25 protein-coding genes and 1 tRNA gene are annotated in these 24,193 nt (G+C 52.6%); 7 read left to right on the forward strand and 19 right to left on the reverse strand.

Going from position 1 to position 24,193, the window contains the following annotated elements:
* Positions 1–49 precede the first annotated feature (49 nt).
* Complete coding sequence (gene zinT / locus HVX64_RS13310) at positions 50–661, reverse strand: metal-binding protein ZinT (protein ID WP_229233548.1); 612 nt, start codon at positions 659–661, stop codon at positions 50–52.
* 204 nt (positions 662–865) lie between these two features.
* On the opposite strand from zinT, the gene uspF reads away from it, so the two are divergent.
* A complete protein-coding gene (gene uspF / locus HVX64_RS13315; protein ID WP_043000433.1) occupies positions 866–1,294 on the forward strand; it encodes a universal stress protein UspF in 429 nt (142 codons plus the stop codon).
* 29 nt (positions 1,295–1,323) lie between these two features.
* On the opposite strand, the gene HVX64_RS13320 is transcribed toward uspF, so the two are convergent.
* Positions 1,324–2,184: a LysR family transcriptional regulator gene (locus tag HVX64_RS13320; RefSeq protein WP_044257657.1), complete on the reverse strand. Its 861-nt coding sequence runs from the start codon at positions 2,182–2,184 to the stop codon at positions 1,324–1,326.
* Between the two features lie 191 nt (positions 2,185–2,375).
* Here HVX64_RS13320 and blaSED point away from each other — a divergent pair, with 191 nt between their 5' ends.
* Complete coding sequence (blaSED, locus tag HVX64_RS13325) at positions 2,376–3,260, forward strand: SED family class A beta-lactamase (protein ID WP_044257656.1); 885 nt, start codon at positions 2,376–2,378, stop codon at positions 3,258–3,260.
* A 59-nt stretch (positions 3,261–3,319) separates the two neighbouring features.
* Here the strand turns inward: blaSED and HVX64_RS13330 are convergent.
* From HVX64_RS13330 to HVX64_RS13345, 4 genes are all read right to left on the reverse strand, one after another.
* Positions 3,320–3,394, reverse strand: a tRNA-OTHER gene (locus HVX64_RS13330).
* A 178-nt stretch (positions 3,395–3,572) separates the two neighbouring features.
* Positions 3,573–4,202 (reverse strand): helix-turn-helix transcriptional regulator, encoded by a 630-nt coding sequence (locus tag HVX64_RS13335; RefSeq protein WP_181825031.1) that lies wholly within the window; start codon positions 4,200–4,202, stop codon positions 3,573–3,575.
* Between the two features lie 52 nt (positions 4,203–4,254).
* Positions 4,255–5,235 (reverse strand): threo-3-hydroxy-L-aspartate ammonia-lyase, encoded by a 981-nt coding sequence (locus HVX64_RS13340; RefSeq protein WP_044257655.1) that lies wholly within the window; start codon positions 5,233–5,235, stop codon positions 4,255–4,257.
* A gap of 31 nt (positions 5,236–5,266) precedes the next feature.
* Positions 5,267–5,656, reverse strand: coding sequence for a RidA family protein (locus HVX64_RS13345; protein WP_043000428.1), 390 nt, complete (start codon positions 5,654–5,656; stop codon positions 5,267–5,269).
* Positions 5,657–5,884: 228 nt separating this feature from the next.
* Between HVX64_RS13345 and HVX64_RS13350 the strand changes: the two genes are divergently transcribed.
* Complete coding sequence (locus HVX64_RS13350) at positions 5,885–6,721, forward strand: MBL fold metallo-hydrolase (protein ID WP_044257654.1); 837 nt, start codon at positions 5,885–5,887, stop codon at positions 6,719–6,721.
* A gap of 64 nt (positions 6,722–6,785) precedes the next feature.
* Here the strand turns inward: HVX64_RS13350 and HVX64_RS13355 are convergent, their stop codons facing one another.
* The 7 genes from HVX64_RS13355 to HVX64_RS13385 all read right to left on the reverse strand — a co-directional run bounded on the left by HVX64_RS13355 (position 6,786) and on the right by HVX64_RS13385 (position 13,587).
* Complete coding sequence (locus tag HVX64_RS13355; RefSeq protein WP_044257653.1) at positions 6,786–8,051, reverse strand: Y-family DNA polymerase; 1,266 nt, start codon at positions 8,049–8,051, stop codon at positions 6,786–6,788.
* A gap of 389 nt (positions 8,052–8,440) precedes the next feature.
* Positions 8,441–8,860, reverse strand: coding sequence for a translesion error-prone DNA polymerase V autoproteolytic subunit (locus HVX64_RS13360; RefSeq protein ID WP_043000425.1), 420 nt, complete (start codon positions 8,858–8,860; stop codon positions 8,441–8,443).
* Between the two features lie 255 nt (positions 8,861–9,115).
* Positions 9,116–9,298: a DUF1869 domain-containing protein gene (locus tag HVX64_RS13365; protein WP_012132688.1), complete on the reverse strand. Its 183-nt coding sequence runs from the start codon at positions 9,296–9,298 to the stop codon at positions 9,116–9,118.
* Positions 9,299–9,300: 2 nt separating this feature from the next.
* Positions 9,301–9,663 (reverse strand): DUF1971 domain-containing protein YeaR, encoded by a 363-nt coding sequence (gene yeaR, locus HVX64_RS13370; RefSeq protein WP_043000424.1) that lies wholly within the window; start codon positions 9,661–9,663, stop codon positions 9,301–9,303.
* Positions 9,664–9,830: 167 nt separating this feature from the next.
* Positions 9,831–11,807 carry an acyltransferase family protein gene (locus HVX64_RS13375; RefSeq protein WP_044257652.1) on the reverse strand — a complete coding sequence of 659 codons (1,977 nt, stop codon included), beginning with the start codon at positions 11,805–11,807 and terminating at the stop codon, positions 9,831–9,833.
* Positions 11,808–11,936: 129 nt separating this feature from the next.
* Positions 11,937–12,575, reverse strand: coding sequence for a leucine efflux protein LeuE (gene leuE, locus HVX64_RS13380; protein WP_043000422.1), 639 nt, complete (start codon positions 12,573–12,575; stop codon positions 11,937–11,939).
* Between the two features lie 94 nt (positions 12,576–12,669).
* Positions 12,670–13,587, reverse strand: a complete 918-nt coding sequence (locus HVX64_RS13385) for a LysR substrate-binding domain-containing protein (protein WP_044257651.1) — start codon at positions 13,585–13,587, stop codon at positions 12,670–12,672.
* Between the two features lie 103 nt (positions 13,588–13,690).
* Here HVX64_RS13385 and HVX64_RS13390 point away from each other — a divergent pair, with 103 nt between their 5' ends.
* Positions 13,691–14,776: a tartrate dehydrogenase gene (locus HVX64_RS13390; protein WP_043000420.1), complete on the forward strand. Its 1,086-nt coding sequence runs from the start codon at positions 13,691–13,693 to the stop codon at positions 14,774–14,776.
* 44 nt (positions 14,777–14,820) lie between these two features.
* Here HVX64_RS13390 and rnd read toward each other — a convergent pair whose 3' ends face one another.
* From rnd to HVX64_RS13415, 5 genes are all read right to left on the reverse strand, one after another.
* A complete protein-coding gene (gene rnd, locus HVX64_RS13395; protein ID WP_082010091.1) occupies positions 14,821–15,948 on the reverse strand; it encodes a ribonuclease D in 1,128 nt (375 codons plus the stop codon).
* A 230-nt stretch (positions 15,949–16,178) separates the two neighbouring features.
* Entirely contained in the window at positions 16,179–17,864 is a 1,686-nt protein-coding gene (gene fadD, locus HVX64_RS13400) for a long-chain-fatty-acid--CoA ligase FadD (RefSeq protein WP_061070023.1), read from the reverse strand.
* Positions 17,865–18,068: 204 nt separating this feature from the next.
* On the reverse strand, positions 18,069–18,650 hold the full coding sequence (locus HVX64_RS13405) for a Slp family lipoprotein (protein ID WP_044264737.1): 582 nt from the start codon (positions 18,648–18,650) through the stop codon (positions 18,069–18,071).
* Positions 18,651–18,709: 59 nt separating this feature from the next.
* The gene (tsaB, locus tag HVX64_RS13410; protein WP_044257648.1) at positions 18,710–19,405 is read right to left on the reverse strand and encodes a tRNA (adenosine(37)-N6)-threonylcarbamoyltransferase complex dimerization subunit type 1 TsaB; all 696 of its coding nucleotides are present in this window, start codon (positions 19,403–19,405) and stop codon (positions 18,710–18,712) included.
* A 57-nt stretch (positions 19,406–19,462) separates the two neighbouring features.
* Positions 19,463–21,373 carry an ATP-dependent DNA helicase gene (locus tag HVX64_RS13415; RefSeq protein ID WP_044257647.1) on the reverse strand — a complete coding sequence of 637 codons (1,911 nt, stop codon included), beginning with the start codon at positions 21,371–21,373 and terminating at the stop codon, positions 19,463–19,465.
* A gap of 129 nt (positions 21,374–21,502) precedes the next feature.
* Between HVX64_RS13415 and HVX64_RS13420 the strand changes: the two genes are divergently transcribed.
* Positions 21,503–21,847, forward strand: coding sequence for a RidA family protein (locus HVX64_RS13420; protein ID WP_043000414.1), 345 nt, complete (start codon positions 21,503–21,505; stop codon positions 21,845–21,847).
* Positions 21,848–21,854: 7 nt separating this feature from the next.
* Here HVX64_RS13420 and HVX64_RS13425 read toward each other — a convergent pair whose 3' ends face one another.
* A complete protein-coding gene (locus HVX64_RS13425; RefSeq protein ID WP_044257646.1) occupies positions 21,855–22,034 on the reverse strand; it encodes a YoaH family protein in 180 nt (59 codons plus the stop codon).
* A 73-nt stretch (positions 22,035–22,107) separates the two neighbouring features.
* Between HVX64_RS13425 and pabB the strand changes: the two genes are divergently transcribed.
* Both pabB and HVX64_RS13435 read left to right on the forward strand, forming a co-directional pair.
* On the forward strand, positions 22,108–23,469 hold the full coding sequence (gene pabB, locus HVX64_RS13430) for an aminodeoxychorismate synthase component 1 (protein ID WP_099433095.1): 1,362 nt from the start codon (positions 22,108–22,110) through the stop codon (positions 23,467–23,469).
* A gap of 3 nt (positions 23,470–23,472) precedes the next feature.
* Positions 23,473–24,051: a CoA pyrophosphatase gene (locus HVX64_RS13435; RefSeq protein WP_043000411.1), complete on the forward strand. Its 579-nt coding sequence runs from the start codon at positions 23,473–23,475 to the stop codon at positions 24,049–24,051.
* Positions 24,052–24,193: the final 142 nt, after the last annotated feature.

The raw sequence follows: 24,193 nt of genomic DNA on the forward strand, positions 1-24,193 counted from the left end.
CCTTAGCGCGACAGGAAGCCCGCTGACAAGCAACGGGCTGAGCCTGAATTTAGTGGTGCAGCATTTCGTCTACCACGGCCTGCGCCTTGAGTTGATAAGGATAGTAGGTTGGCCAGTTATCCATCTCTTCCAGTAGCGCCTGCTGTGAGGTATTGCCCATAAAAATATGGAAGTGGTTCGACGCCCGCGGCGCAATAATATGATCGCTGAACTGCACAAACTTCGGCGCTTTACTGTTTGCGTCTTTGCATTCAAACAGATAACGCACCCCTTTTTTACCTGAGGTGTAGGTCAGGATCTTGTACCCGGCATAGTCATACTGACAGGAGGCCACCTGCTTACCGGTATGAAACTCCATCACGCCATTTTCGATACCAATGGTGTCGACTTCCGTCGCATAGCCTTTCCGGTAATAGGCTTTCACCTCTTCCGCCGTTTTCCCCTTATCCTTTGCCGCCTTCTGTTTGAAAACCGGATCCAGCTCACCGCTGACCAGATAAGGATAAACGGATTGCCACATGCCATCCCAGTCGGTAAGCGCCCTGTCCTTAACATTGCTATCCGCAAATTCGCCTTCCGCTGCTTTCTGTTCCATCTCCGTCAACGGCACACCATGCGCGTGATCGCCATGGGCGAAGGCATAACTGCTGAACCACAACATTCCCAGAGAAACAGATAATTTTTTCCAATGAATAGCCAACGTCGTACCCTCAATCAAATGAACAAGATGAAATGTTATATTATAACAATAAAATTTATTCAACACTGTTGCGCGTAAATGAAGGAAACTTGATCTGGTCACTTTTTATGCAAAAACCAGATTCGATATACTGAAACCGGAGACAAAAAACAGGAGGTAATGGCTATGTATCGTTCTGTTCTGGTGCCCATTGATATCTCAGAAGCCGATCTCACCCGGCAGCTTATTCCTCAGGTCAAAATCCACGCCAAAACGGCAAAAGTCCATTTTCTGTCAGTCATTCCCTCAGTCCCCTTTTATGCATCCCTGGGGCTCGCCTACTCTGGCGAACTCCCGGATAAAAATGGACTGCAGACGAAGGCATTACAAAAACTCAACGAGATTGTGAAGCAATTCGATATCCCTGAAGGACGGGTACAGACGCATGTGGTATACGGCCCCCCGAAGGATCAGATCCTGAAGCTGGCGGATACCGTCAGTGCTGACCTGGTGATCATCGCGTCACACCAGCCCGGTATTTCAACATATCTGTTAGGTTCTACCGCCGCCGCCGTTGTGCGTCACGCGCACTGTCCGGTGCTGGTCGTTCGCTGAGCCGCAAACGGGAGCCTGCTGGCTCCCGTTTATGCCATTTTCACGATCCAGTCGCGGAAGATTTCCATCGCGGGCGTCATCGGTTTCGACTTCAGATGGGTGAGCCAGTAACCGCCCATTTGGATCTCAATGTCAAAGGGGCGAACGAGTTGTCCGGCCGCCAGTTCTCTGGCAAACATCACTGCCGGAACCAGTGCCGCACCGCCGGTATGGATAATCGTTTCAACCATCAGACGTGAGGAGTCAAAAACGGCACCATTGATCCGCTCTGCCGTCACGCCTGCTGCAGCAAACCAGTTATCCCACTCATCTACCCGATATGAACGCAGAAGATTCTCTTGCAAGAGATCGGCTGGCCGCCTGAGCCGTTGGGCCGTTTCTGGCGTGCACAGGACAGTCAGCGGAGCCTCAAACAGCATTTCGTTATGGGTGGCGGGCCACAAGCCATTGCCAAAGCGGATGGCAAAATCCAGTCCCTCAGCCGCCAGATTCACAACGTTATTATTTGTACGCAGGCGTAGCTCAACGAACGGATGCGCCTGCCGGAATTGTTCAATGCGCGGCAGTAACCAGCCAACGGCAAAGGTACCAACCGCAGCAACCGTGAGCACTTCGCGATATTCCCCACCCTCAAACTGACGAAAAATGGTGTCGATTTGACCAAAGGCGTCGGTCAGGACGGCAAACAGTACCTGCGCCTCATCCGTCATCTCCAGCCCTCTGGGCAGACGTTTAAACAGCACTCTGTTCAGGCGATCTTCCAGGATACGTACCTGCTGGCTGACGGCGGCCTGCGTGACACAAAGTTCCAGTGCCGCACGAGTAAAACTCAAATGGCGAGCCGAAGCCTCAAAGGCTCGTAGGGCATTAAGCGGAAGATTAGAGCGCATAATAAAGACTCATAAGATTTTCTTTATCCCAGGGTAAATTCTTCTCGCTTGTTAAGCAAGCGCAGAGAGCGGATAGTTCTGGCATCGCAAACACATCATGCGCCTTTAATTCTCTTTCTTCTTTTGTCTGTTTGAGCGGAAAAATAAAGTGCGTGCATTGATCAATTTACTGATTATCAAGGATGTTATTTATGTTTAAAAAACGAGGTCATCAGACGGTACTTATTGCCGCCGTGCTCGCTTTCTTTACTGCCAGTTCACCGCTTTTGGCTCGCACGCAGGGGGATCCCGCACAGGTCCAAGAAAAGCTGACAGCATTAGAAAAACAATCGGGTGGTCGACTGGGCGTTGCGCTGATTAATACCGCCGATCGTTCGCAAATTCTTTATCGCGGTGATGAGCGCTTTGCCATGTGCAGCACCAGTAAGACGATGGTCGCTGCCGCGGTATTAAAACAGAGTGAAACTCAGCACGATATTTTGCAGCAGAAAATGGTCATCAAAAAAGCCGATCTGACGAACTGGAATCCGGTGACGGAAAAATATGTCGATAAAGAGATGACATTAGCGGAGCTAAGCGCTGCCACGCTGCAATACAGCGATAATACGGCAATGAATAAATTACTTGAGCACCTGGGCGGTACCAGTAACGTCACGGCTTTTGCCCGCTCAATTGGCGACACGACGTTTCGTCTGGACCGGAAAGAACCCGAGCTGAACACCGCCATCCCTGGCGATGAGCGCGACACGACCTCGCCGCTGGCGATGGCGAAAAGCCTGCACAAACTGACGCTGGGCGATGCGCTGGCTGGCGCACAGCGTGCACAGCTTGTCGAATGGTTGAAAGGCAATACGACCGGCGGTCAGAGCATTCGTGCCGGACTCCCTGAAGGGTGGGTGGTTGGCGATAAAACCGGAGGCGGTGATTACGGCACAACCAATGATATCGCGGTGATCTGGCCCGAAGATCGTGCGCCGCTGATCCTCGTCACCTACTTTACACAGCCACAGCAGGATGCCAAAGGGCGTAAAGATATTCTGGCCGCCGCTGCAAAGATTGTGACGGAAGGGCTTTGAGCCCGGCGGGTAAGCGAAGAAAGCAAAAAGGCCCAGACAGATGTCTGGGCCTTCAAATTTGGGCCGCCATCGAGGCCTCGAACCCCGTTCCCTACAACAAAAGTCGTTCGCTCTTCCAGATGAGCTAATGGCGGTCTGCCGGTTTTTATTTCCGATTGAGAATCTACTCATTATCAGAACCGGGCGAGATAATACATAACTCAAATTACCCCTGCAATAGGTGTGGATGACTTTCCCTTATTATTACCGTTCGTTTGCTCATTATTCATGCTGGGCAATATATAAGAGATGATATATCGCACACCGGCGAATTCACCCGGACTGGCGCGCATAGAGGTAGGCTGTCGCCCGTGACACCCCTAAATGCTGTGCCACCGTATCCATGGATTTACGCACATTCAGCAATCCCTCTTTGCGTAACTGTTGGATCAGAACCTTTCTGTCTTCCGTTTTAAGCGCGCGCGCCGTGGTGGCGCGTTTCGCGGCAAAGTCATCAATGCGCTGGCGAATGACTTCAGTGCTCCCGGGGTCAAGATGTTCACGCACCGGTGAACTCTCTGTTTCGGTAAAACGCGCCAGCGCGCTTTGCATCCCCCGGAAAAGCGTCATATCGACATTAAGGCATAATGCGGCGACGTAATTACCCTTTTCATCCTTAATGCCAATAGACGTACTTTTTACCGGACGGCCATCAGCAAACTGATTGCCGTAGTTCGCAATTATTTCAGGAAAATCTGAAGAGGCAATCCTTGCCAGCCCGAGTTCCGTCGCCGGTTGTCCCGCCTCACGACCGGATAAATTATTATGTATCGACATAATCGCATGCTCAGGATCCTTGAGGTCATGAACAACCACTTCGCAAAAAGGAGAAAACGTTTCGCTTAATCCCTTCGCGATAGTGTCAAGTTGGCTGAGAAGCGAATTCTCGTCGTTTTTTGGCATGCCGGTCTCCCACAGTGATGCCCGTTGTCATTATTGCTATCCGTTTACAGCCTCACGAAACGGATTTCCCGGCCAGAAACTCACCGTAGCGCGCGATATCCACATTGCCGCCGCTGATGATAATGCCGACTTTTTTCCCGCTGAGTTCTGCTTTTCTCGCCCTTGCCGCTGCAAAGCCAAGACAGCCCGTGGGTTCTGCGACGACTTTCATACGCTCGGCCATAAACCTCATCGAAGCAATTAATTCATCGTCTGAAACGGTCAGAATATCATTGACGTATTTTTGAATCAGAGGGAACGTATAGTGCCCCAGATGTTGCGTCTGTGCACCATCAGCAATCGTTTTTGGCGTATCGATGTGAACGATTTTTCCGCTTCGAAAAGACTGCTGTCCGTCGTTACCGGCTTCAGGCTCCACGCCATAAATTATGCAATCTGGCGAAAGTTGCCGGGCGGCCAGTGCTGAACCTGAAAGTAAACCACCGCCCCCCAGACAGACAAAAAGAACATCCAGCGGACCAACCTCTTCAATTAACTCTTTGGTGGCCGTGCCCTGACCGGCGATAACATGCGGATGATCGTAGGGAGGGATGAGCGTCAGTCCCTGTTTCTCAGCCAGTTCACGGCCAATCTGTTCACGATCTTCCGTATAGCGATCGTACATAACAACATTGCCACCATACCCTTTGGTTGCCGCTACTTTCGCGGCTGGCGCATCATGAGGCATGATGATTGTCGCCGGAATACCCAGCAATTTAGCTGACAGCGCTATCGCCTGAGCATGGTTTCCGGAAGAAAATGTCACCACGCCAGCAGCACGTTGTTCCGGCGTAAACTGGCGTAATGCATTCATCGCCCCACGAAACTTAAAGGCTCCCATACGCTGTAGGTTTTCACATTTAAAGAAAACGTCAGCGCCAAATTCCGCATTGACGGTCCGGGAGGTCATCACCGGCGTCTTGTTTGCATATCCTTCAATACGCCCTGCGGCGGCGGCAACATCAGCATATTCCGGGAGTGTAATCTCAACCATTTTTTCACCTGTATAGCGTTAAGCGTCGGGCTTATTGCGCCAGCGCGAGTGCTTCTACTTCTAAGGCAGAACCATAATGCAGTTCTGCCACCCCAGCAACGACACGAGATGGACGGAAATCGCCAATCCATTCGGCGTAAATGTCGTTAAACGTCGGCCACTGGTTGATATCTGTCACATAGACACGTACGGAAACCAGATGCTGACGGGAGACACCGGCCCCCTTCAGACAGGCATCGACATTTTCCAGAACTTGTCTGGTCTGTTCCTCAAAAGACGCCCCCGCCTTTTTCTCACCATGCGGGGTGATTGGCAGTTGCCCTGAGATAAAAACAAATCCCCCTGCTGTCACGCTCGCCGAGTAGTGTCCAGCGGGAGGAAGCCCATGGGATGTTGTGTTCAATGTGATATCCGGGTGCATGTGCATCTCTCCTGCGTTCCATAGCTAATACATAATGTATTAATTTATACTTTTTGTATAAGTCTTTTATACACCACATTGCGCTGTGCGACTACCCCTTGTTTTGACGTCCGCCGTTTCCGCTCCTCGCTTATGTGACAGAGATCGCGGTTATGATTTGCGTCAGAAAATCAAAAGGTTCGATAATGGCCTCAATCGATATAGTGAATCCGAATGGGATGCAGAGTGATGAAATTAACCATACTGGTAGATAACAATACTTACATTGACAGGTATTTGACCGGAGAACCTGGCGTTTGCTATTACATTGAATGCTCAGGCTTAAAACTTCTTTTTGACGTTGGCTATTCTGATATTTTTTTAAAAAATGCACAGATCCTGGATATCGATCTTACGCACATTGATAAAATTGTATTATCACATGGACATAACGATCACACCTGGGGGTTAAACCATTTATTCCAGCATTACGACAGACTTCCATCATCTCCAGCAAAGAAAGTCGATATCATCGCCCACCCCGCCGCATTTACGCCTAAATTTTATGAGTCGAAACCCATTGGGATGAACCATAATGCCCTTTGTTTTGATTACTTCTTTAATATCGTCAGTTCCACACAACCCCTGAAATTATCCGAAGACATCACTTTTTTAGGGCAAATCCCCCGCCTTAACCATTTTGAAGCGCAAAATCCGGTAGGCCACACACATAATCATGATGGTGAGTTAACGGCTGATTACGTGATTGATGATAGTGCAATGGCAATTAAGACAAAGGATGGACTGGTGATTGTCACCGGATGTTCTCACGCCGGGATTTGTAATATTATTGAGCACGCAAAATCAGTCACTGGAGAATCGAAAATTGCTTCCGTTATAGGCGGCTTTCATCTCCTTAATGCTGATGAATCCTTACTCTCGGAAACCGGGAAATATCTTAGCGCATTGTCGGCTACTACGCTTTATCCCAGCCATTGCACCGATCTTGCCGCAAAAATCCATCTGTCCCGTTATGTGGATCTCAAAGAAACGGGCGTGGGACTCACGCTGACTTTCCCCATGTAGGAGCAGATTATGTGAAGGGAGACCGTGTTTTCTGTCTCCCGATGATTCATACCTGCAGCGACGATCACCTGACCACCAGCAGATCGGAAAAACGCGTGGTGTAGCGCGGAGAAAGCATCTGCCGTCTTAACTGCCATGGTGGCTGAATCCCCTGCCCGGCAAAGTACAGCGTTCCTCTTCCCTGTTTGGCATTGAGCGTATCCAGAACTTCCATCAACTTCTCGCTGCCGGGACGCGGTGCGTTATCATCGAACAGATTGAGTTGCGCCACGCCCTGACTGAAAAAATCACCGAGCATGACTCCAGCCTTCTGATAACGATGCCCCTCTTTCCAGATAGCGTCCAGGCATCGCGTGGCTGCGCTGATGATGTCCCGGCTGTCCTGTGTCGGTGTCAGCAGTTTTACGGACGCGCTATTGCCGTACCAGGTTTCATTCGGCGCAAACGGCGACGTTTTCACAAATGTCGAAATGAACCGGCAATACTGATGCTCACTCCGGAGCTTCTCCGCCGCGCGCGTCGCATAAGCACAAATCGCCTGGCGCATCTGTTCGTATTCCGTAATGCGCTCGCCGAATGAGCGACTGAAAACAATCTCCTGCTTCGCGGGCGCAAACTCCTCAAGCGCCAGGCAAGGCTCACCGCGTAACTCCCGCACGGTTCTTTCCAGTACGACATTGAAGTGCTTGCGTATCACCGCGATGTGCGTATCCGCCAGATCGAGTACCGTTTTTATGCCCATCGCGGTCAGCTTTTTACTGATACGACGACCAACGCCCCACACCTCATCAACCGGCAGAGCCGCCATCAGTTTTCGCTGCCGTTCGAGATTCGACAGATCCACAACACCACCCGTCTGCTGCGGCCACTTCTTCGCCGCGTGGTTGGCCAGCTTGGCCAGCGTTTTTGTCTGTGCAATCCCCACGCCGAGCGTCAGATGTGTCCGCTTTAAGACCGTGTTGCGGATCTCTTTGCCAAAATCCGTGAGATCCCGACAGTTTCGGACTCCCGTCAAATCGCAAAAGGCCTCGTCGATACTGTAAATTTCAACGCGTGGTGATAGCGCTTCGAGCGTCGACATGACCCGATTGCTCATGTCGCCGTAGAGTTCATAATTCGAACTGAAACACACCACCCCATGACGCCGGAACGCCTCTTTTTGCTTGAAATAGGGCGCTCCCATGACCACCCACGGTTTCGCTTCGGGACTGCGGGAAATCACGCAACCATCGTTATTCGACAGCACAACAACCGGTTTGCCTTTCAGATCGGGCCGAAACACCGTCTCACAGGACGCATAAAATGAATTCACATCGCATAACGCAAACACGTCACACCCCACAATAACTGTATTTATATACAGTATTATTTAAAATATTTTATAACTTGCAAGCAAAATTCTGGCGCTTTTTTTAGTGGATTGTTCTGCCTGAAAAGTGGTCGGTTATCCACAGAAACGGTGCATAACCCTGTGGGTGAGTGACATGACGTTGTTAATCAGGTTTGTTCGCATGCCGTATCCCTACGTCAGCCGGATATCTCCGTTCCTCTCCGTAACAACGTAAACCGAAGTGGGTATGTCTGCTCACAAAACAGGCAGGTTAATGAGTAATTAACCTGCCTGCCATTGGGATACCACTTAAGGCCACCGGGGAATGACAAAGAAATCAGCCGTGTACGGTTTGCAACGTCAGGGGGACGAACAATACGCAGCAATAGTTAACTCACTGCCTTTACAATAAATGTCACGACGCCAAAAATCGCCAGGGCGTCCTCACTGCCGATGATGATGGGAGAATAGGCGCTGTTCATAGGGTTAAGCTGAACGGTAGGTCGCAACTGCAACCGCTTCACCGTGAATTCCCTCTCCACCGCCGCAATCACGATATCTCCGTGGCTGGCAGTACGTGAACTGTCCACCACCAGCAGATCGCCGTCGCCGATCCCCGCATCGATCATCGAGTCGCCAGCAGCCCTGACGAAATAAGTCGAACTGGGATGCTGAACAAGTAATTTGTTGAGATCGATACTCTGCTCAACGTAATCGGCCGCCGGACTGGGGAATCCGCATGGAACCCGATCGCTGAAAAGTGGAAAGGTAATGACTTCATGCCATTCCGCAGGTCTGTACAACGTCATAATGCACACCTTTAACACTGTTTTTATATACAGTAATTTCAACTCCGACAGGGATCAAGTCATTGGCAACACGCCGCTGCGCAAAGCGTCGCCACATTGTGCGTAAGCATTTATTGATCCTACAAATATACGGTTTGTAAATTTTTTGCGCTGGGTGACGACGTCCGCCGTTTCAGGACGGGTATGAGGGAGCATTTCCGGAAAGCGAAAAAAAAACCGGCGATGACAGCCGGTTTCCTCTCTGCATAGAGTGACTTACCAGCCGCAGACGTCGTGCTCATTTTCCGTATCGTAGGAACGCACGGTATTGACGAGATCTTTCACCACTTCAGCGGCGACGTCAGGCACCAGTAAAGTCATTGGCGCTTCGGTTTCGTAATCGACAGAGACGCCATTGCTGTTATTCGTCACAGTGACGGTATAGGTTGCTTTGCCCATGATTATTTCTTCCCGGTATGAATGACTTTTCGTTGATTCGCGCTTTCCATCAGTACCTCTGGCGCGACGAAAAAGTCGATATTGAAATAGGTGTCATCGCTCATCACTTCGATGTTGTGCCACTTTTCCGGTGGGAACACACCAAACTGGCCCGCTTCAATGATCATCACTGTTTCGGCTTCCGGACTGTGTTCATCCGCATATCCGAGATATTTGACCGCCCCCTGCATCACCGACAAACGGGGATAAACGCCCGGTCGGGTTCCTTTATCAAGGTGGCGTTCGAAAATTCCGGCAGGTGCCGTTTCTTTGTTCCAGAACGGCGTGGCACGTGTGTGAATATGATTTTGTGGAATCTGAAGCATGTCCTTCCCTCTTCCAGTCGGTAGGATGCGATTGTGAGTAAACCGCTGTTCCAGAAAGGTTACGCCTCATAACTGGCATTTTAAATACACCAAAAGGGGCAAGTGACATTCATCACTGGTTTTGTCTGACAGAGGAAAGCCTGTCTCCAGGCTCTCCTCCTGCTATATTATCGACCAGGTGTTTTTAATGGATTGCCAAATTGCTCCAGATACACCTCCCCCAACGCTTTCGTGGCGTAATCATTTAAATGACCGACGTCACGATACAGCGGTATGCCCTCAATTTCCGTCCTGCACAGCCCGTCAGGACATTGCACATTTTTGGGATCGACAATAATCAACGATGGGAAGCGGGCCTGTAACGTGGCAAAAAACAGTTCCGTCCAGACACTTTTATTAATCTGTGGATTCTGGTTGCATGCCTGAGGCTCATACTCTCCCCGCGTCTTAAAATGTTCATAAAAACAGGTCAGGAAATTCTTCGGCATCGGGAACATCGTTTTCACCAGTACCGGCTGCGCCCCGGCATCAATAATGTCCTGTATTGCCTGTTCCGTGGCTCGGGTGAGAATATTGATAGATTCCGCAGGCGATGGGGAATCCTCAATCTGCGATCTGACCCTGAATGCCGCATAGTTTTCCCAGACCTGAGAAATGATCACATATTTATATTTATGGTTTCGGATCGCTTCATAGTATTTTTTGACATTCTCATGACAGGCCCGGTAATAATCGCCTTTATAAGTATAGAGATCGTCGTGATACACACGGGGAATCGCCAGGCACAGTGAAGTCGCTTTCATATCAACAGCAACATGCGCATTTTTCCCCATAATATCGAAGAAATTCCAGTACTGATTAGAGTGCGAATCGCCCATCAGGAGCGCTTTCTCAGAAGCGGTTTTATCCCCCACCACACAAGCCATATCGGTTCCTGTGACGTTTTCGTTCATACAATCCTGACGCTGCTTTATCTTCGTCTCTTTGAGCACATGGTTGATATGACTTAACGACTCGCCGAATCGTAGATAGCTAAATCCGTCAAAACGCTTACTGACCGACATCAGGGTAATAATGGCAATCAGTGGGATAACCACCAGCAGAATCAGCGTTTTTTTTAACGACTGACGAGGCTTCCGGTAGGGTTTCTCGATGAAATAATATGATCCCATCGCCAGCAACACAGCCAGACCCAGACCAGCCATTCTGGCATAGACACTGGTAATACCGATGTAGTGCAGTGTCGCGAAAATCGGCCAATGAAAGAGATAAAGCGAATAGGAGATCGTGCCAAGCCAGACCAACGGCGGGAATGACAGCAATTTACAGGTCAGAATATTTTGCTGGCTACCGGTGAAAATTAACACCGCGGTACTGACACAAACGATCAGGGTGTAAGCATTGGGATAACCCAGAATGACATCACTTCTGACGCTAACAAACAATATTGCCGCCACCGCAATGAACGAAAGGCTATTAAGCGCGATCTTGTTTATTTTTTGTGCCATCGGGAGATAAATACAGGCACAGACACCGAGCATGAACTCAAAGAGTCGGGAGGCGAAGAAATAATACGTTTTCGTCGGATGCGCACCTGAGTAGTGCCAGGCGATATAGATGCCTGCAATCGTCAGCAATGGCGCCAGGTAGTTAAGCGCCCGTTCGTGCGTTTTTTTACGGATGACGTAATAGATTACCGGGAAAAAGACATACCATTGCCACTCGATGGATAAAGACCAGGTGTGAAGCAACAGCATGGCGTTTGAATCAGGCGCTGCATAGGCGGTTGTTTCATCGCCAAAATAGCGGTTTGAGACAATCAGCAGCGTCTGCTTTATGCTTTTGAGAAAAGAGGCATAATCTTCAGGCAACCAGAATAGCGACGCAATGACAACGCACAGCAGCATCATTGTCAGCATTGCTGGCTGCAATCGCCATATTCTACGCAAATAAAAATCGCTAAAGCTGAAATGCCCCGCATCCATTCGGTCTTTTATTATCGATGCGATGAGAAAGCCTGAAATGACGAAGAAAATATCGACCCCGATGAAACCGGATGCAAATAGCGAAAATCCGGCGTGAAATAACACCACCAGCAATACGGCAATCGCCCTTATGCCGTCAATATCAGAACGATACTTCATCGATTATCCTGCGAACGAAATATAAAGTGCGGATTTTACATGAGATTATTCAAAAGTGAACCGCCAATGACACGCTGTTTTGTTGTCGTTTACCTCAATAAAAAACCCGCCGATGGCGGGCTCCATGGCTTACGACTGTAGGGTCGCCAGCCGTGCGGCGAAACCGACAAAAATCAGGCCAATCAGCGAGTTTCCGATCTTCGCCAGTTTCTTTTTAGTACGAATATACTGTGTGACAAAGGCGCCCGAGATAATCAGGAAGCTCAGGTAGCAGAAGCTTACCACTTCAAGCGTGATCGCTAAAATAAAGAATGACAGTCCCGCGTGCGGCGCATTCACATCAATAAACTGCACAAAAAAGGAGACGTAGAACAGAATGGCTTTTGGGTTCGTCAGGCTCAATACCAGCGCACGTTTAAAAATGGCGCCAAAGGGAACCGCGTCTTCAGTTGTCTCACCGCTTTTTGCTTTAAGCGTGGCATAGAGGATTTTTGCGCCCAGATAAAGCAGGTAAAAGGCACCGAGATAGCGGACGATATTAAACAGCACTGGCGTCGTTTTAATCAGCGTCGCCACCCCGGCATACGCCAGAAACATGAGCACCGCGTCACCAATAAATACCCCGCTTGCCGCAAGGTAACCGCCCTTCATTCCACGTCCGACGCTGTTTTTCAGCACAAATATCGTGTTCGGTCCCGGAACCAGGACAATAAAAATAGCCCCGACCAGATAAGTCCAATAATTCAGTACACCATACTCTGCAAACACGTTAACCTCTTCTTCCTGAAACCACTTTTTCGCTTAACTGCGAAACAATATGCTAACGGATGCACCAGTCCAAGGGAAGCGCTTATCCCCCGCTTTATTTCAGTGAGAATGCCGGATAGCGCTCGGCAAAATAGTGGCGTAAGAATTCCACCGTAATACGCACTTTGGCTGACGTCGCCAGTCGTGAAACATACACCGCCCAGATATTGGCCGGTTGGTAATACTCCGGCAGGACATGCACCAGATGACCGCTGGCAATGTTATCGCAGACATCCCACCAGGAGCGCAGCGCAATCCCCTGTCCGTCCAGACACCACTGATGCACAATCTCACCATGATTCGATGACAGCGGCCCGGTCACCTTAATGGCGTGCTCCCCCTCTTTATTCTGCAATTGCCAGATCCCAAAGGGATGGTCACGCTCTTTGATCACTAAGCAGGAACAGGTAGCAAGATCGGCAAGCTGTTTTGGCGTACCGTGCTGTGCCAGGAACGACGGCGATGCACAAAGGATTCGGTAGTTCGTTCCCAGCTTGCGGGCGATCAAATTTGGCGCAATGTCGTCGCCAATACGGATATCGAGATCGACACCTTCATTGGCTAAATCCACCAGCCGGTCTTCCACATCAAAGCGCAACTCCAGTTGCGGATACTGTCTTGCCAGGGCGGACAGCGCAGGAGCCACCACCTGTCGACCAAAACCAAAGCTACTGATGATGCGCAGCATCCCTTGCGGAACCTGCCGGACATCAGAGAGTTCATCCATCATCTGATCGACATCATGCAGAATACGCTGCGCCCATTCATAGATGCGCTCACCCTCTTCCGTAATGGTGACGCGACGCGTGGTGCGGTGCAGCAGAACCACATTCAGGTTCTGTTCAAGCAGCGCAATGCGTTTACTGACATAGGCGGGTGAGACCCCCAGTTCCTGGGCGACGGCAGCGAATCCCGCCCGACGGGCGACCAGCATAAAGACGCGTAAATCAGTCAGCAGAGGAGGATTATTCATGATCTGTGTTTTATGTTTCACCAGTTAGGGAGATTAACTATGGATCAGTCAATTATAGGATAAGGAGGAAGTCAATTTTGCTACCCTACAAGTGAGAACTGGTATGAAAAAAACCTGTCGTATTGCCGCCATTGCTGGTGATGGCATCGGTAAGGAAGTGCTGCCAGAAGGCATTCGCGTTTTGCAGGCCGCCGCCAGACGTTGGGATCTGTCGCTCAGCGTTGAGACGTTCGAATGGGCCAGTTGCGATTATTACCTTGAGCACGGGAAAATGATGCCGGATGACTGGCGCGAACAGTTATCCTCCTTTGACGCGATTTACTTTGGCGCCGTCGGCTGGCCGGAGACGGTTCCGGACCATATTTCCCTGTGGGGGTCGCTGCTGAAATTCCGTCGGGAATTCGATCAGTATGTGAACCTGCGCCCGGTTCGCCTCTTCCCCGGCGTGCCCTGCCCGCTGGCCGGCAAGAAGCCTGGCGATATTGATTTCTACGTCGTGCGTGAAAACACTGAAGGGGAATACTCTTCACTGGGCGGACATATCAACCCAGGCACTGAGCATGAAGTGGTCATCCAGGAGTCCGTTTTCACCCGTCGGGGCGTGGATCGTATTCTGCGCTATGCGTTTGAATTAGCCCAAAGCCGCCCGCGTAAGACGCTGACGTCGGCGACCAAATCCAATGGTCTGGCAATCAGTATGCCGTTCTGGGATACACGCGTAGAAGCCATGGCGCAGCACTACCCCGATATCCGCTGGGACAAGCAGCACATTGATATTCTTTGCGCCCGTTTTGTGATGCAGCCGGAGCGCTTCGATGTGGTGGTCGCCTCGAATCTGTTTGGCGACATTCTTTCCGATCTCGGTCCGGCCTGTACCGGCACCATTGGCATTGCCCCCTCGGCTAACCTGAACCCTGAGCGTAACTTCCCCTCGTTGTTCGAACCGGTACATGGTTCCGCACCGGATATTTATGGCAAAAACCTCGCCAATCCGATTGCGACCATCTGGGCGGGGGCGATGATGCTGGATTTCCTCGGTGCAGGAGAAGCGAAGTACACCGCCGCGCATGACGGAATTCTGGCAGCGATTGAGCACGTCATTGCCACTGGCCCTAAAACGCCGGATCTGAAAGGTAGCGCATCGACGCAGCAGGTCGGTGATGCCATTTGTAAGGTGTTAGAGTCGTAAAACCATCGTGCCGGATGCCGCTAATGACATCCGGCAACAGCCGCTTATTGCGGGTATTCCTGCAATAGCGTATTGAGCTTCGTCGCCATTAACGCCGCACGCCAGCCGGAAATGAGTTCAGGTTCCGTTGTCTGCGGCTTTAACTTCCAGTGCCAGTTGAGCAGCTGGTTGATCTGACGACGTGACGCCAGCAGCTCTGCGCTGACGTGATGTTCCGTACTCACTTCCGTCACCAGCGCCTTGATCGCCTTAAACGCTTTGCGATAACCCGGCATATCCATCAGATTCAGCAGCGGTTCCGGCAGCGCCTCTTCCGGCAACGCCTGCGCTTTGGCAACCAGCGAGAGCAGCGTTTTGCCGTGGAAGCGAATTTCACTGCCAGAAAGCCCCAGGCTGTCGAGTTCACCCATGCTGCCGGGCATATAGCGCGCCACGGACCACAGGTGCTCTTCGCGAACCACGAAGTTAACGGCCAGATCGCGCTCACGCGCTTTACGCAGACGCCAGTCGGCAAGCAGTTGCAGGCAGGCCAGTTGACGCGTGCGTAGCTGCCAGGCGTTGGTGATCTCGCGCCAGGCATCTTCCGGTGCCAGGATCTCCTGACGACGGGTTTGCATCAGACGACACTCATCCAGCGCCGCAGGCAACCAGCCCGCCGCCTCGGTTTCCGCCATCAGTTTCCCGGCAATCGGTAACAGATACCAGACGTCGGCTGCCGCGTATTCGCACTGGCGCTCAGTCAGTGGACGCGCCAGCCAGTCGGTACGTGACTCGCTCTTATCCAGCGCCACGCCGGTGAACTCTTCCACCATTGATGCAAAACCCCACGACAGGGGACGACCACAAAATGCCGCCAGGATTTGGGTATCGATCAGCGGCTGCGGCAGTTCGCCAAACGCATTCAGAAAGACTTCCAGATCTTCACTGCCCGCGTGCAAAAACTTGGTGATGGCGGTATCGCGCAGAATCGCTTTCAGCGGCGACCAGTCGCTAATACCATGCGGATCAATCAGCGCGACATGTTCGCCGTCAAACAGCTGAATCAGGCCCAGTTGCGGATAATAGGTGCGGGTACGAACAAATTCGGTATCCAGGGCAATCGCAGGAAACGCACGGACCGCTTCGCACAGGGTCGCCAGCGCGTCGTCAGTGGTGATCATTTGGTAATTCAAATTGCATTCTCTTCGGTTTACGCCAAAAAAAACGCCGGATTCACCCGGCGTCAGATTGCTGACAAAGAAGAAAAAAGCGAGGTTTTTCCTTCTTTGTGGTTATCAGCCGAAAATCAATAAATTGATTTTCCTGGTTTTAATAAGGTGATCTCGGCTTGTCCGGTATCGGCATAAGGTTTGCGATCACTCTCACGCCGGATTCACCCGGCGTTTGACGTGTTGCTTAACGCTCAGCCCTTATTGTCCACTTTGGCACGGGCTTCGTCACGTAATTCTCGACGTAAAATTTTGCCGACGTTTGATTTCGGCAGTTCATCGCGGAATTCAACCAGTTTCGGGACTTTATAGCCCGTGAGCTGACGGCGGCAGAAAGTGACCAGCGCCTCTTCGGTGAGTGAAGCCTCTTTTTTCACCACAAAAATCTTCACCGCTTCGCCGCTGCTGCCGGACGGAACACCGACGGCAGCCACTTCCAGCACGCCCGGATGCTGCATCACCACATCTTCGATCTCGTTCGGATAAACGTTAAAGCCGGAGACCAGAATCATATCTTTCTTACGATCGACAATGCGCAGGAAGCCTTCATCGTCCATGACTGCGATATCACCGGTGTGTAGCCAGCCGTCTTTGATGATTTCATCAGTCGCATCAGGACGCTGCCAGTAGCCCAGCATCACCTGCGGCCCTTTCACGCACAGTTCACCCGGCTGATCCGGTGACACTTCGTTGTCGTCATCGTCCACCAGTTTGGCTTCGGTCGATGGCACTGGCAGGCCGATGCTGCCGCTGTGATAATCAATATCGTGCGGGTTAACGCTGACCAGCGGCGCGCATTCGGTCAGGCCATACCCTTCAAGCAGATACTGTCCTGTCAGTTTTACCCAGCGTTCTGCCACCGCCTGTTGCACTGGCATGCCGCCGCCCGCAGAAAGATGCAACGAAGAGAAATCCAGTTGCTGGAACTCTTTATTGTTCAGCAAGGCGTTAAACAAAGTGTTCACGCCGGTCATCGCGGTAAACGGATACTTCGCCAGCTCTTTAACCAGCCCCGGAATGTCGCGCGGGTTGGTGATCAGCAGGTTCTGCCCTCCCAGCTCGATAAACAGCAGGCAGTTCATGGTCAGGGCAAAAATGTGGTACAGCGGCAACGCGGTCACCACCAGTTCTTTACCCGGATGCAAAAGCGGTCCGTAAGTGGCTTTCACCTGCTCCAGGTTAGCCAGCATATTGCGATGCGTCAGCATCGCCCCTTTCGCCACTCCGGTCGTTCCGCCGGTGTACTGTAAAAACGCCAGGTCCTCAGAAACCACTTCCGGTTTAACATACTGCATACGGTACCCGGCGTGCAGCGCACTGCGAAAAGAGATCGCATCCGGCAGATGATATTTCGGCACCAGTCGTTTGATGTACTTCACTACGAAGTTCACCAGCGTGCCTTTAGCCGTGGAAAGCTGGTCGCCCATACGGGTCAGAATGACGTGCTTAACGCTGGTTTTATCAACCACTTTTTCCAGGGTATGGGCGAAGTTGGAGACAATCACAATCGCCGCCGCGCCGCTGTCGTTTAACTGATGCTCCAGTTCACGCGGGGTATAAAGCGGGTTGACGTTCACCACAATCATCCCGGCACGCAAAATGCCAAACAGCGCCACCGGATATTGCAGCAGGTTTGGCATCATCAGCGCGACGCGGTCGCCCTTTTTCAGCCCCAGCCCCTGTTGCAGGTAAGCTGAGAAGGCGCGGCTACGCTCCTCCAGCTTGCGGAAGGTCATTACCTCCCCCATGTTCATAAACGCGGGCTGATCGGCATAACGCGCGACAGCATGTTCAAACAGTTCCACCAGGGATTGATAACGGTCAGGATTGATCTCCGCAGGCACATCTGCGGGGTAACGGTTTAACCAAACCTTCTTCACTGCATCACCTCTAAAATGAGTGTTCGTCGTCATCTCAACCCCAGATAATAAACAAGTCGTTAACATAATATTAACTCAGCGTACCAGTTTATTAATTACTCAACTGAAAGGTTGCGAAGCGCGTCACTATTTATTTTTGTTATGACGTTAATAAAACAGAAACAGCGGACCAGCCGCTGTTTCTTTTACTGATAATACAACGCGTTACTCTGTGACGATCGTTTGAACCTGTGCAGGACCAGGGTTGTACCATCCCCAACCGCCATAGCCATACGGCCAGCCTCTCCCGCCGTAGAACCACGGGTCGATCGGTTGTGGTGGCATCACCACCTGCTGAGCAAGCCGCCAGCGTTTGTAGCCCGTCACGTCCATGGTCATGAATTTGTACGGCGTGCTACCCACTTTACCTTCAACGGTACCCGTAATCGGCCCAACGACGGTCACCAGTTGCCCCCGGAAATCAACCGGGTCGAGGAAGCCATTCACATTGGCGTATATACGACCACGCGACGGTTCGCCCAGAATCGGCCGCGCCCCGCTATCGAGCGGAACAGTGGCAATTTCCAGACGGGTTTTTCCCTGCTGGTTTTGAATCTCCACCACTTTACCGCCAAAGCGCGCTTCCTGTCCGACATACAGCTGCGGGGCATTCATCACCCGCACCAGATCGTCCTGCGGCGTGGGGCTGGAGCCCTTAATCGCCTCCGGAACCGTGACGCACCCGCTTAACATGAGGGCGATGGCGCCCGCGAGCAGGCCTTTCACAACTTGTTTTTGAACCGCCATACTGCGACTCCTTTTCTCAAACGGCTAACCCGATGTTTTACGGGTCATACTACTGAGATTCACTCTTTTCCGGGAAGTTTCTTCCAGGCCACGTTGTTACGTAAATAAACCGGTTCCGCGTGTTCGACCGCCACGGTTTTACCGTCAGCCAACATCTGGCAGGCGATCGGCAACATATCTTCCGCGGCGGGCAGCAGGACGTCACCGTCGCGCAGCGCCAGTCCGCTCTCTTTGCCAAGTTCAGGCCAGGCAGGCCAGCCCGTCCCGACAGTCACCCATTCGCCGGAAAGCTGTTGTAAGCGCTCGGTGACCTGCTCAGGCTTCAACACGGCCTCGGTTTCTTCACCGTGCCAGACGCCCTTTTCATCACGCTGATACTCGGCCCAGTAGACCTCGCCCATTCGCGCATCAATGGCCGCCAGAACGCGAGTCGCGCCGGTTTTACGCCATGCGCCCTGCGCCATTGTCGCCAGCGTGGAGACGCCGATCATCGGCAGGTCAGCACCTAACGCCAGCCCCTGGGCGATGCCAATTCCGATGCGCACGCCAGTAAAACTGCCCGGCCCGCGCCCGTAGGCCAGCGCATTGAGTTCAGTCAGAGAGGTGCCGTTAGCGGCAAGGATATCCTGCACCATCGGCAGGATGCGTTGAGTATGTTCTCGTGGGCAAAGCTCAAAATGAGCAGAGTGAGTACCGTCGTTCCACAGCGCCACAGAACAGGCTTCTGTGGCGGTATCGATAGCCAGAATTCGCATGAGTCTTCGTGCTTAGATCAATAAAATGGCCCGCATCTTACCATACTCCGTAACAAATTACTCGGAGGATGGTATTGCGAGGAATCGCACAGCACGGGCGATATCCCGGGTGCGCGGCGCCGGCGGCAGGCTGGCAAGAAACGTCGCGCCATAAGGTCGCATCACCAGTCGATTGTCACAAATCACCAACACGCCACGGTCATCGGCATCACGGATCAAACGACCGACGCCCTGCTTCAGCGTAATCACCGCGTCGGGCAGTTGCACCTCATCAAACGGATCGCCGCCACGTAAACGACAGTCTTCCATCCGTGCCTTCAGTAGCGGATCGTCTGGCGATGTAAACGGCAGTTTGTCGATGATCACCAGCGACAGCGTATCGCCGCGCACGTCCACCCCTTCCCAGAAGCTGCTGGTCGCCACCAGCAATGCGTTACCCGCGCTGACGAACTGTTGCAGCAGTTGGCCTTTGCTGGTTTCACCCTGCAACAGCACCGGAAGCGTCATGGTAGCGCGGAACTGCTCCGCCAGATCGCGCATCATCGCATGCGAGGTACAGAGCATAAAGCAGCGTCCGTTGTTCGCTTCGATGATCGGTCTTAACATTGCCGCCAGCTGTCGCGCCGCGCCCGGTTGATTGGTTTGTGGCAGATTACGCGGCACACAGAGCAGGGCTTGGCGGGTGTAATCAAACGGACTCGGCAACAGCATTGATTCCGCTTCTTCAATCCCCAGACGCGCCGTAAAGTGATGCAGGTCATCATTCACCGACAGCGTTGCCGAGGTGAAAATCCAGCTTCCTGGCTTCTGCGCCATCACCTCTTTGAACTTGTCCGCCACCGTCAGCGGGGTCAGCGCGAGGGTAAAATTGCGCGAGGTACATTCGTACCAGTAGCTATAACCGGGCTGGTTGATCTCTTTCAACCGTTTGAGACGTGCGCGATACAACGTAGCGCGCTCAAACGCGGCATCAAGCAACGCCGAACGTCCAAGGGATAATTTCGCCACGTCGTAACACAGCTCCAGCGTATCATCGAGCAGTAAAAACGCGCGCTGCACCCGCTGATCGGCCAGCAGTTCACGCAGGTTGCCGCGATATCCCGGCTCACCCAGTTGCAAGCGGAAATCCTGCGCGCTTTGCGCCAGACGGTCGGCGCATTTCTGTAACTGCTGGGTGTCTTTCAGCTCGGTACGATAGGCAATGGTGATGTCCTTCGCCAGATCCATCAGCTGACGACTGGAGAGCGACTGGCCAAAATACTGGCTGGCGATGTCCGGTAGCTGATGAGCTTCATCGAAAATCATCACCTCCGCCTCCGGGATCAGCTCACCGAAACCGCTCTCTTTGACCACCATATCGGCCAGAAACAGGTGATGGTTCACCACTACCACGTCCGCGTCCATCGCCTTTTTACGTGCTTTCACCACAAAACAGTCTTTATACAACGGGCAGTCGCTGCCGAGGCAGTTGTCGTTTGTGCTAGTGACCAGCGGCCAGGCCTGAGAATCCTCGGCTACGCTGACACAGGTACTGATGTCGCCATCTTCGGTCTGATTCGACCACGAGCGCAGCAGGATCACATCGCTTAAGGTCTGAACAGGCAGATCGCCACCCGCCAGCGCCTGCTGTTCAAGGCGCTCCAGGCATAAATAGTTTGAACGTCCTTTCAACAGGGCCAGCCTTCCGGTGTACTTCAGCGCTTTAGCCACCGTTGGCAGATCGCGGCTGTATAGCTGATCCTGCAACGCCTTCGAACCGGTCGAGATAATCACTTTCTTTTTTGCGCGCAGCGCCGGTGCCAGATAGGCGTAGGTTTTCCCTGTCCCCGTTCCGGCTTCTACCACCAGAGGCTGTGATTTTTGGATGGACTGAGCGACGGCCATCGCCATCTGCCGCTGTGGTTCGCGCGGTTTGAAACCCGGTATCGCTTTAGCCAGTTGACCTTCTGGTGCAAAATCGTCCGTCACACTACCCCCTGTTGATTTGAACAGGGATTATGTCAGGCCGCAGCGGCTTACGCCAGTTGAAGAGGTGACGCCGCCCTGACAATATGGCAGTCTTGCCATTTTATGCAGAACGTAAAAGAGGAAGGCTTTATGACTATCATCCGTATTGATGCCGAAGATCGTTGGTCTGACGTGGTGATCCACAACAACACGCTCTACTACACTGGCGTACCAGCAAACCTTGATGCCGATGCCTTCGAGCAGACCGCCAACACGCTGGCACAGATTGACGCCGCGCTGGAACAGCAAGGCAGCAACAAGTCACGCATTCTTGATGCCACCATTTTCCTTGCCGATAAGCATGATTTCGCAGCGATGAACAAAGCCTGGGACGCCTGGGTTGTGGCCGGTCATGCGCCGGTACGCTGTACGGTTCAGGCTGGATTAATGAACCCGAAATATAAAGTTGAGATTAAAATTGTCGCCGCGGTGTAAGCCGGGACTACTCGTCTTCGTCTTCAAAACGCGCCACAATCCGCTCACCGGTATGGGTGGCGCGCAGCTCTTCGGCCACCAGCGCAATCGCCTGACCGCTGCTCACACCCTGTGACATCAGTTCCTGAATACGCTCAACCGCTTTCTGTTGCTGTTCGTGACTGAGTGAAGGTAAACCTGCAAACATCGTTAACTCCTGCTAAATTGTCTGCGCTAATTATTTCATGCAACCCGGAACATAGCCAGTACAGTCAGGATCAATGAAGACGTTATCTCCCGCTATTATCACGCTCCCCTGGCGTCAGGACGCCGCCGAACAGTATTTCGCGCCAATAAGCCATCTGCCGTGGGCAATGCTGCTGCATTCCGGTCACGCGGATCACCCACATAGCCGTTTTGACATTGTGGTAGCCGATCCGCTTTGCACCGTGAAAACGCACGGCGAAACCACGCAGATTCGCGATGCGCAAGGCTGTCGTCTTACTCATGACGATCCGCTGGCCGTACTGCAAAGCACACTGACCGCGCTGAATCTTCAGCCGCCAGTGAACGCCGATTTACCGTTCCAGGGTGGCGCACTGGGGTTATTTGGCTACGATCTGGGACGCCGCTTCGAATCTTTGCCCAGCCATGCCCGGCAGGATATCGCGCTGGCGGACATGGCGATAGGCCTCTACGACTGGGCGCTGATTGTCGATCATCAGCGCCAGACCGTGAGCTTACTCAGCCACACGGACGCCCACGCCAGACTCGCCTGGCTGGAAAGCCAGCAACCTCCTGCGCGTGTGCCGTTCAGGTTAACCACCGACTGGCAATCGAACATGACGCGTGAGCAATACGGCGAAAAATTCCGCCAGGTGCAGGCGTATCTGCACAGTGGCGACTGCTATCAGGTCAATCTGGCCCAGCGTTTTCAGGCGTCTTATCAGGGCGATGAGTGGCTGGCCTTCGCGCGGCTCAATCAGGCGAACCGCGCCCCGTTCAGCGCGTTTTTACGCCTGGATGACGGCGCCATTCTGAGCCTGTCGCCTGAACGGTTTATTCTTCTGGCTGATGGCGACATTCAGACCCGCCCCATTAAGGGCACCCTGCCGCGATTGCCGCAGGAAGAGGCAGACCGGAAACAGGCGCAGAAACTGGCGAACTCAGCAAAGGATCGGGCGGAAAACGTAATGATTGTCGATCTGATGCGCAACGACATTGGTCGCGTGGCGGTACCGGGCTCGGTGAAGGTGCCGGAACTGTTCGTGGTTGAACCCTTCCCGGCGGTGCATCATCTGGTCAGCACCGTGATCGCGCGGTTACCCCCCACGCGGCATGCCAGTGACCTGCTCCGCGCCGCGTTTCCGGGCGGCTCGATTACCGGGGCACCGAAAGTGCGCGCCATGGAAATTATTGATGAGCTGGAACCCCACCGTCGTAACGCCTGGTGCGGCAGCATCGGTTATCTGAGCGTCTGCGGCAATATGGATACCAGCATTACCATCCGCACCCTGACCGCCGTGAACGGTCAACTGTACTGTTCCGCTGGCGGCGGTATTGTTGCCGATAGCGAGGAACAGGCGGAATATCAGGAAACCTTTGATAAAGTGAATCGTATCCTGCAACAACTGGAGAACTGAAACGTGGAAAACAAGAGCCTGACGCTGGATGATTTTCTATCGCGCTTCCAACTTTTGCGCCCGCAGATTAATCGCGAGTCGCTGAACCTGCGCCAGGCCGCCGTGCTCATTCCCGTGGTTCGCCGCCCCCAGCCAGGGCTGCTGTTGACCCAGCGTTCGGTGCATTTACGCAAACACGCCGGGCAGGTGGCCTTCCCCGGCGGCGCGGTTGACAGCACCGACGCCTCTCTCATCGCCGCCGCGCTGCGTGAAGCCGAAGAAGAAGTGGCAATCCCGCCTGAAGCCGTTGATGTGATCGGCGTGCTGCCGCCGGTGGACAGCGTGACCGGCTTCCAGGTCACGCCGGTAGTGGGCATTATTCCGCCTAATCTGCCTTACCGCGCCAGCGAAGACGAGGTTTCCGCCGTCTTTGAAATGCCGCTGGCGCAGGCGCTGCATTTAGGCCGCTATCACCCGCTGGATGTCTGGCGTCGCGGGGATTCGCATCGCGTGTGGCTTTCCTGGTATGAGCATTATTTCGTCTGGGGAATGACCGCCGGAATTATTCGTGAACTGGCGCTACAAATTGGTGTGAAGCCCTGACTATACTTATCTTTACGCGCAGAAGACACAACCTGAAACTCCCGTCACAACATTAGTAAAAACGCGGTTACCCATTAGTTTAATTCATGTGAATAGTTAAGCCGATCCCCGCGTTCCCTCTTACACTATGCGCAGTTATTAC

This window comes from Citrobacter sp. RHB20-C16, assembly GCF_013890155.1.
Lineage (GTDB): Bacteria > Pseudomonadota > Gammaproteobacteria > Enterobacterales > Enterobacteriaceae > Citrobacter_A > Citrobacter_A amalonaticus.

What these genes read in the sequence shown, in the direction of transcription:
- zinT (WP_229233548.1), bottom strand. Translation starts at nt 661, where the DNA reads ATGTTGTGGTTCAGCAGTTATGCCTTCGCCCATGGCGATCACGCGCAT.
- uspF (WP_043000433.1), top strand. Translation starts at nt 866, where the DNA reads ATGTATCGTTCTGTTCTGGTGCCCATTGATATCTCAGAAGCCGATCTC.
- HVX64_RS13320 (WP_044257657.1), bottom strand. Translation starts at nt 2,184, where the DNA reads ATGCGCTCTAATCTTCCGCTTAATGCCCTACGAGCCTTTGAGGCTTCG.
- blaSED (WP_044257656.1), top strand. Translation starts at nt 2,376, where the DNA reads ATGTTTAAAAAACGAGGTCATCAGACGGTACTTATTGCCGCCGTGCTC.
- HVX64_RS13335 (WP_181825031.1), bottom strand. Translation starts at nt 4,202, where the DNA reads ATGCCAAAAAACGACGAGAATTCGCTTCTCAGCCAACTTGACACTATC.
- HVX64_RS13340 (WP_044257655.1), bottom strand. Translation starts at nt 5,235, where the DNA reads ATGGTTGAGATTACACTCCCGGAATATGCTGATGTTGCCGCCGCCGCA.
- HVX64_RS13345 (WP_043000428.1), bottom strand. Translation starts at nt 5,656, where the DNA reads ATGCACCCGGATATCACATTGAACACAACATCCCATGGGCTTCCTCCC.
- HVX64_RS13350 (WP_044257654.1), top strand. Translation starts at nt 5,885, where the DNA reads ATGAAATTAACCATACTGGTAGATAACAATACTTACATTGACAGGTAT.
- HVX64_RS13360 (WP_043000425.1), bottom strand. Translation starts at nt 8,860, where the DNA reads ATGACGTTGTACAGACCTGCGGAATGGCATGAAGTCATTACCTTTCCA.
- HVX64_RS13365 (WP_012132688.1), bottom strand. Translation starts at nt 9,298, where the DNA reads ATGGGCAAAGCAACCTATACCGTCACTGTGACGAATAACAGCAATGGC.
- yeaR (WP_043000424.1), bottom strand. Translation starts at nt 9,663, where the DNA reads ATGCTTCAGATTCCACAAAATCATATTCACACACGTGCCACGCCGTTC.
- HVX64_RS13375 (WP_044257652.1), bottom strand. Translation starts at nt 11,807, where the DNA reads ATGAAGTATCGTTCTGATATTGACGGCATAAGGGCGATTGCCGTATTG.
- HVX64_RS13385 (WP_044257651.1), bottom strand. Translation starts at nt 13,587, where the DNA reads ATGAATAATCCTCCTCTGCTGACTGATTTACGCGTCTTTATGCTGGTC.
- HVX64_RS13390 (WP_043000420.1), top strand. Translation starts at nt 13,691, where the DNA reads ATGAAAAAAACCTGTCGTATTGCCGCCATTGCTGGTGATGGCATCGGT.
- HVX64_RS13405 (WP_044264737.1), bottom strand. Translation starts at nt 18,650, where the DNA reads ATGGCGGTTCAAAAACAAGTTGTGAAAGGCCTGCTCGCGGGCGCCATC.
- tsaB (WP_044257648.1), bottom strand. Translation starts at nt 19,405, where the DNA reads ATGCGAATTCTGGCTATCGATACCGCCACAGAAGCCTGTTCTGTGGCG.
- HVX64_RS13420 (WP_043000414.1), top strand. Translation starts at nt 21,503, where the DNA reads ATGACTATCATCCGTATTGATGCCGAAGATCGTTGGTCTGACGTGGTG.
- HVX64_RS13425 (WP_044257646.1), bottom strand. Translation starts at nt 22,034, where the DNA reads ATGTTTGCAGGTTTACCTTCACTCAGTCACGAACAGCAACAGAAAGCG.
- pabB (WP_099433095.1), top strand. Translation starts at nt 22,108, where the DNA reads ATGAAGACGTTATCTCCCGCTATTATCACGCTCCCCTGGCGTCAGGAC.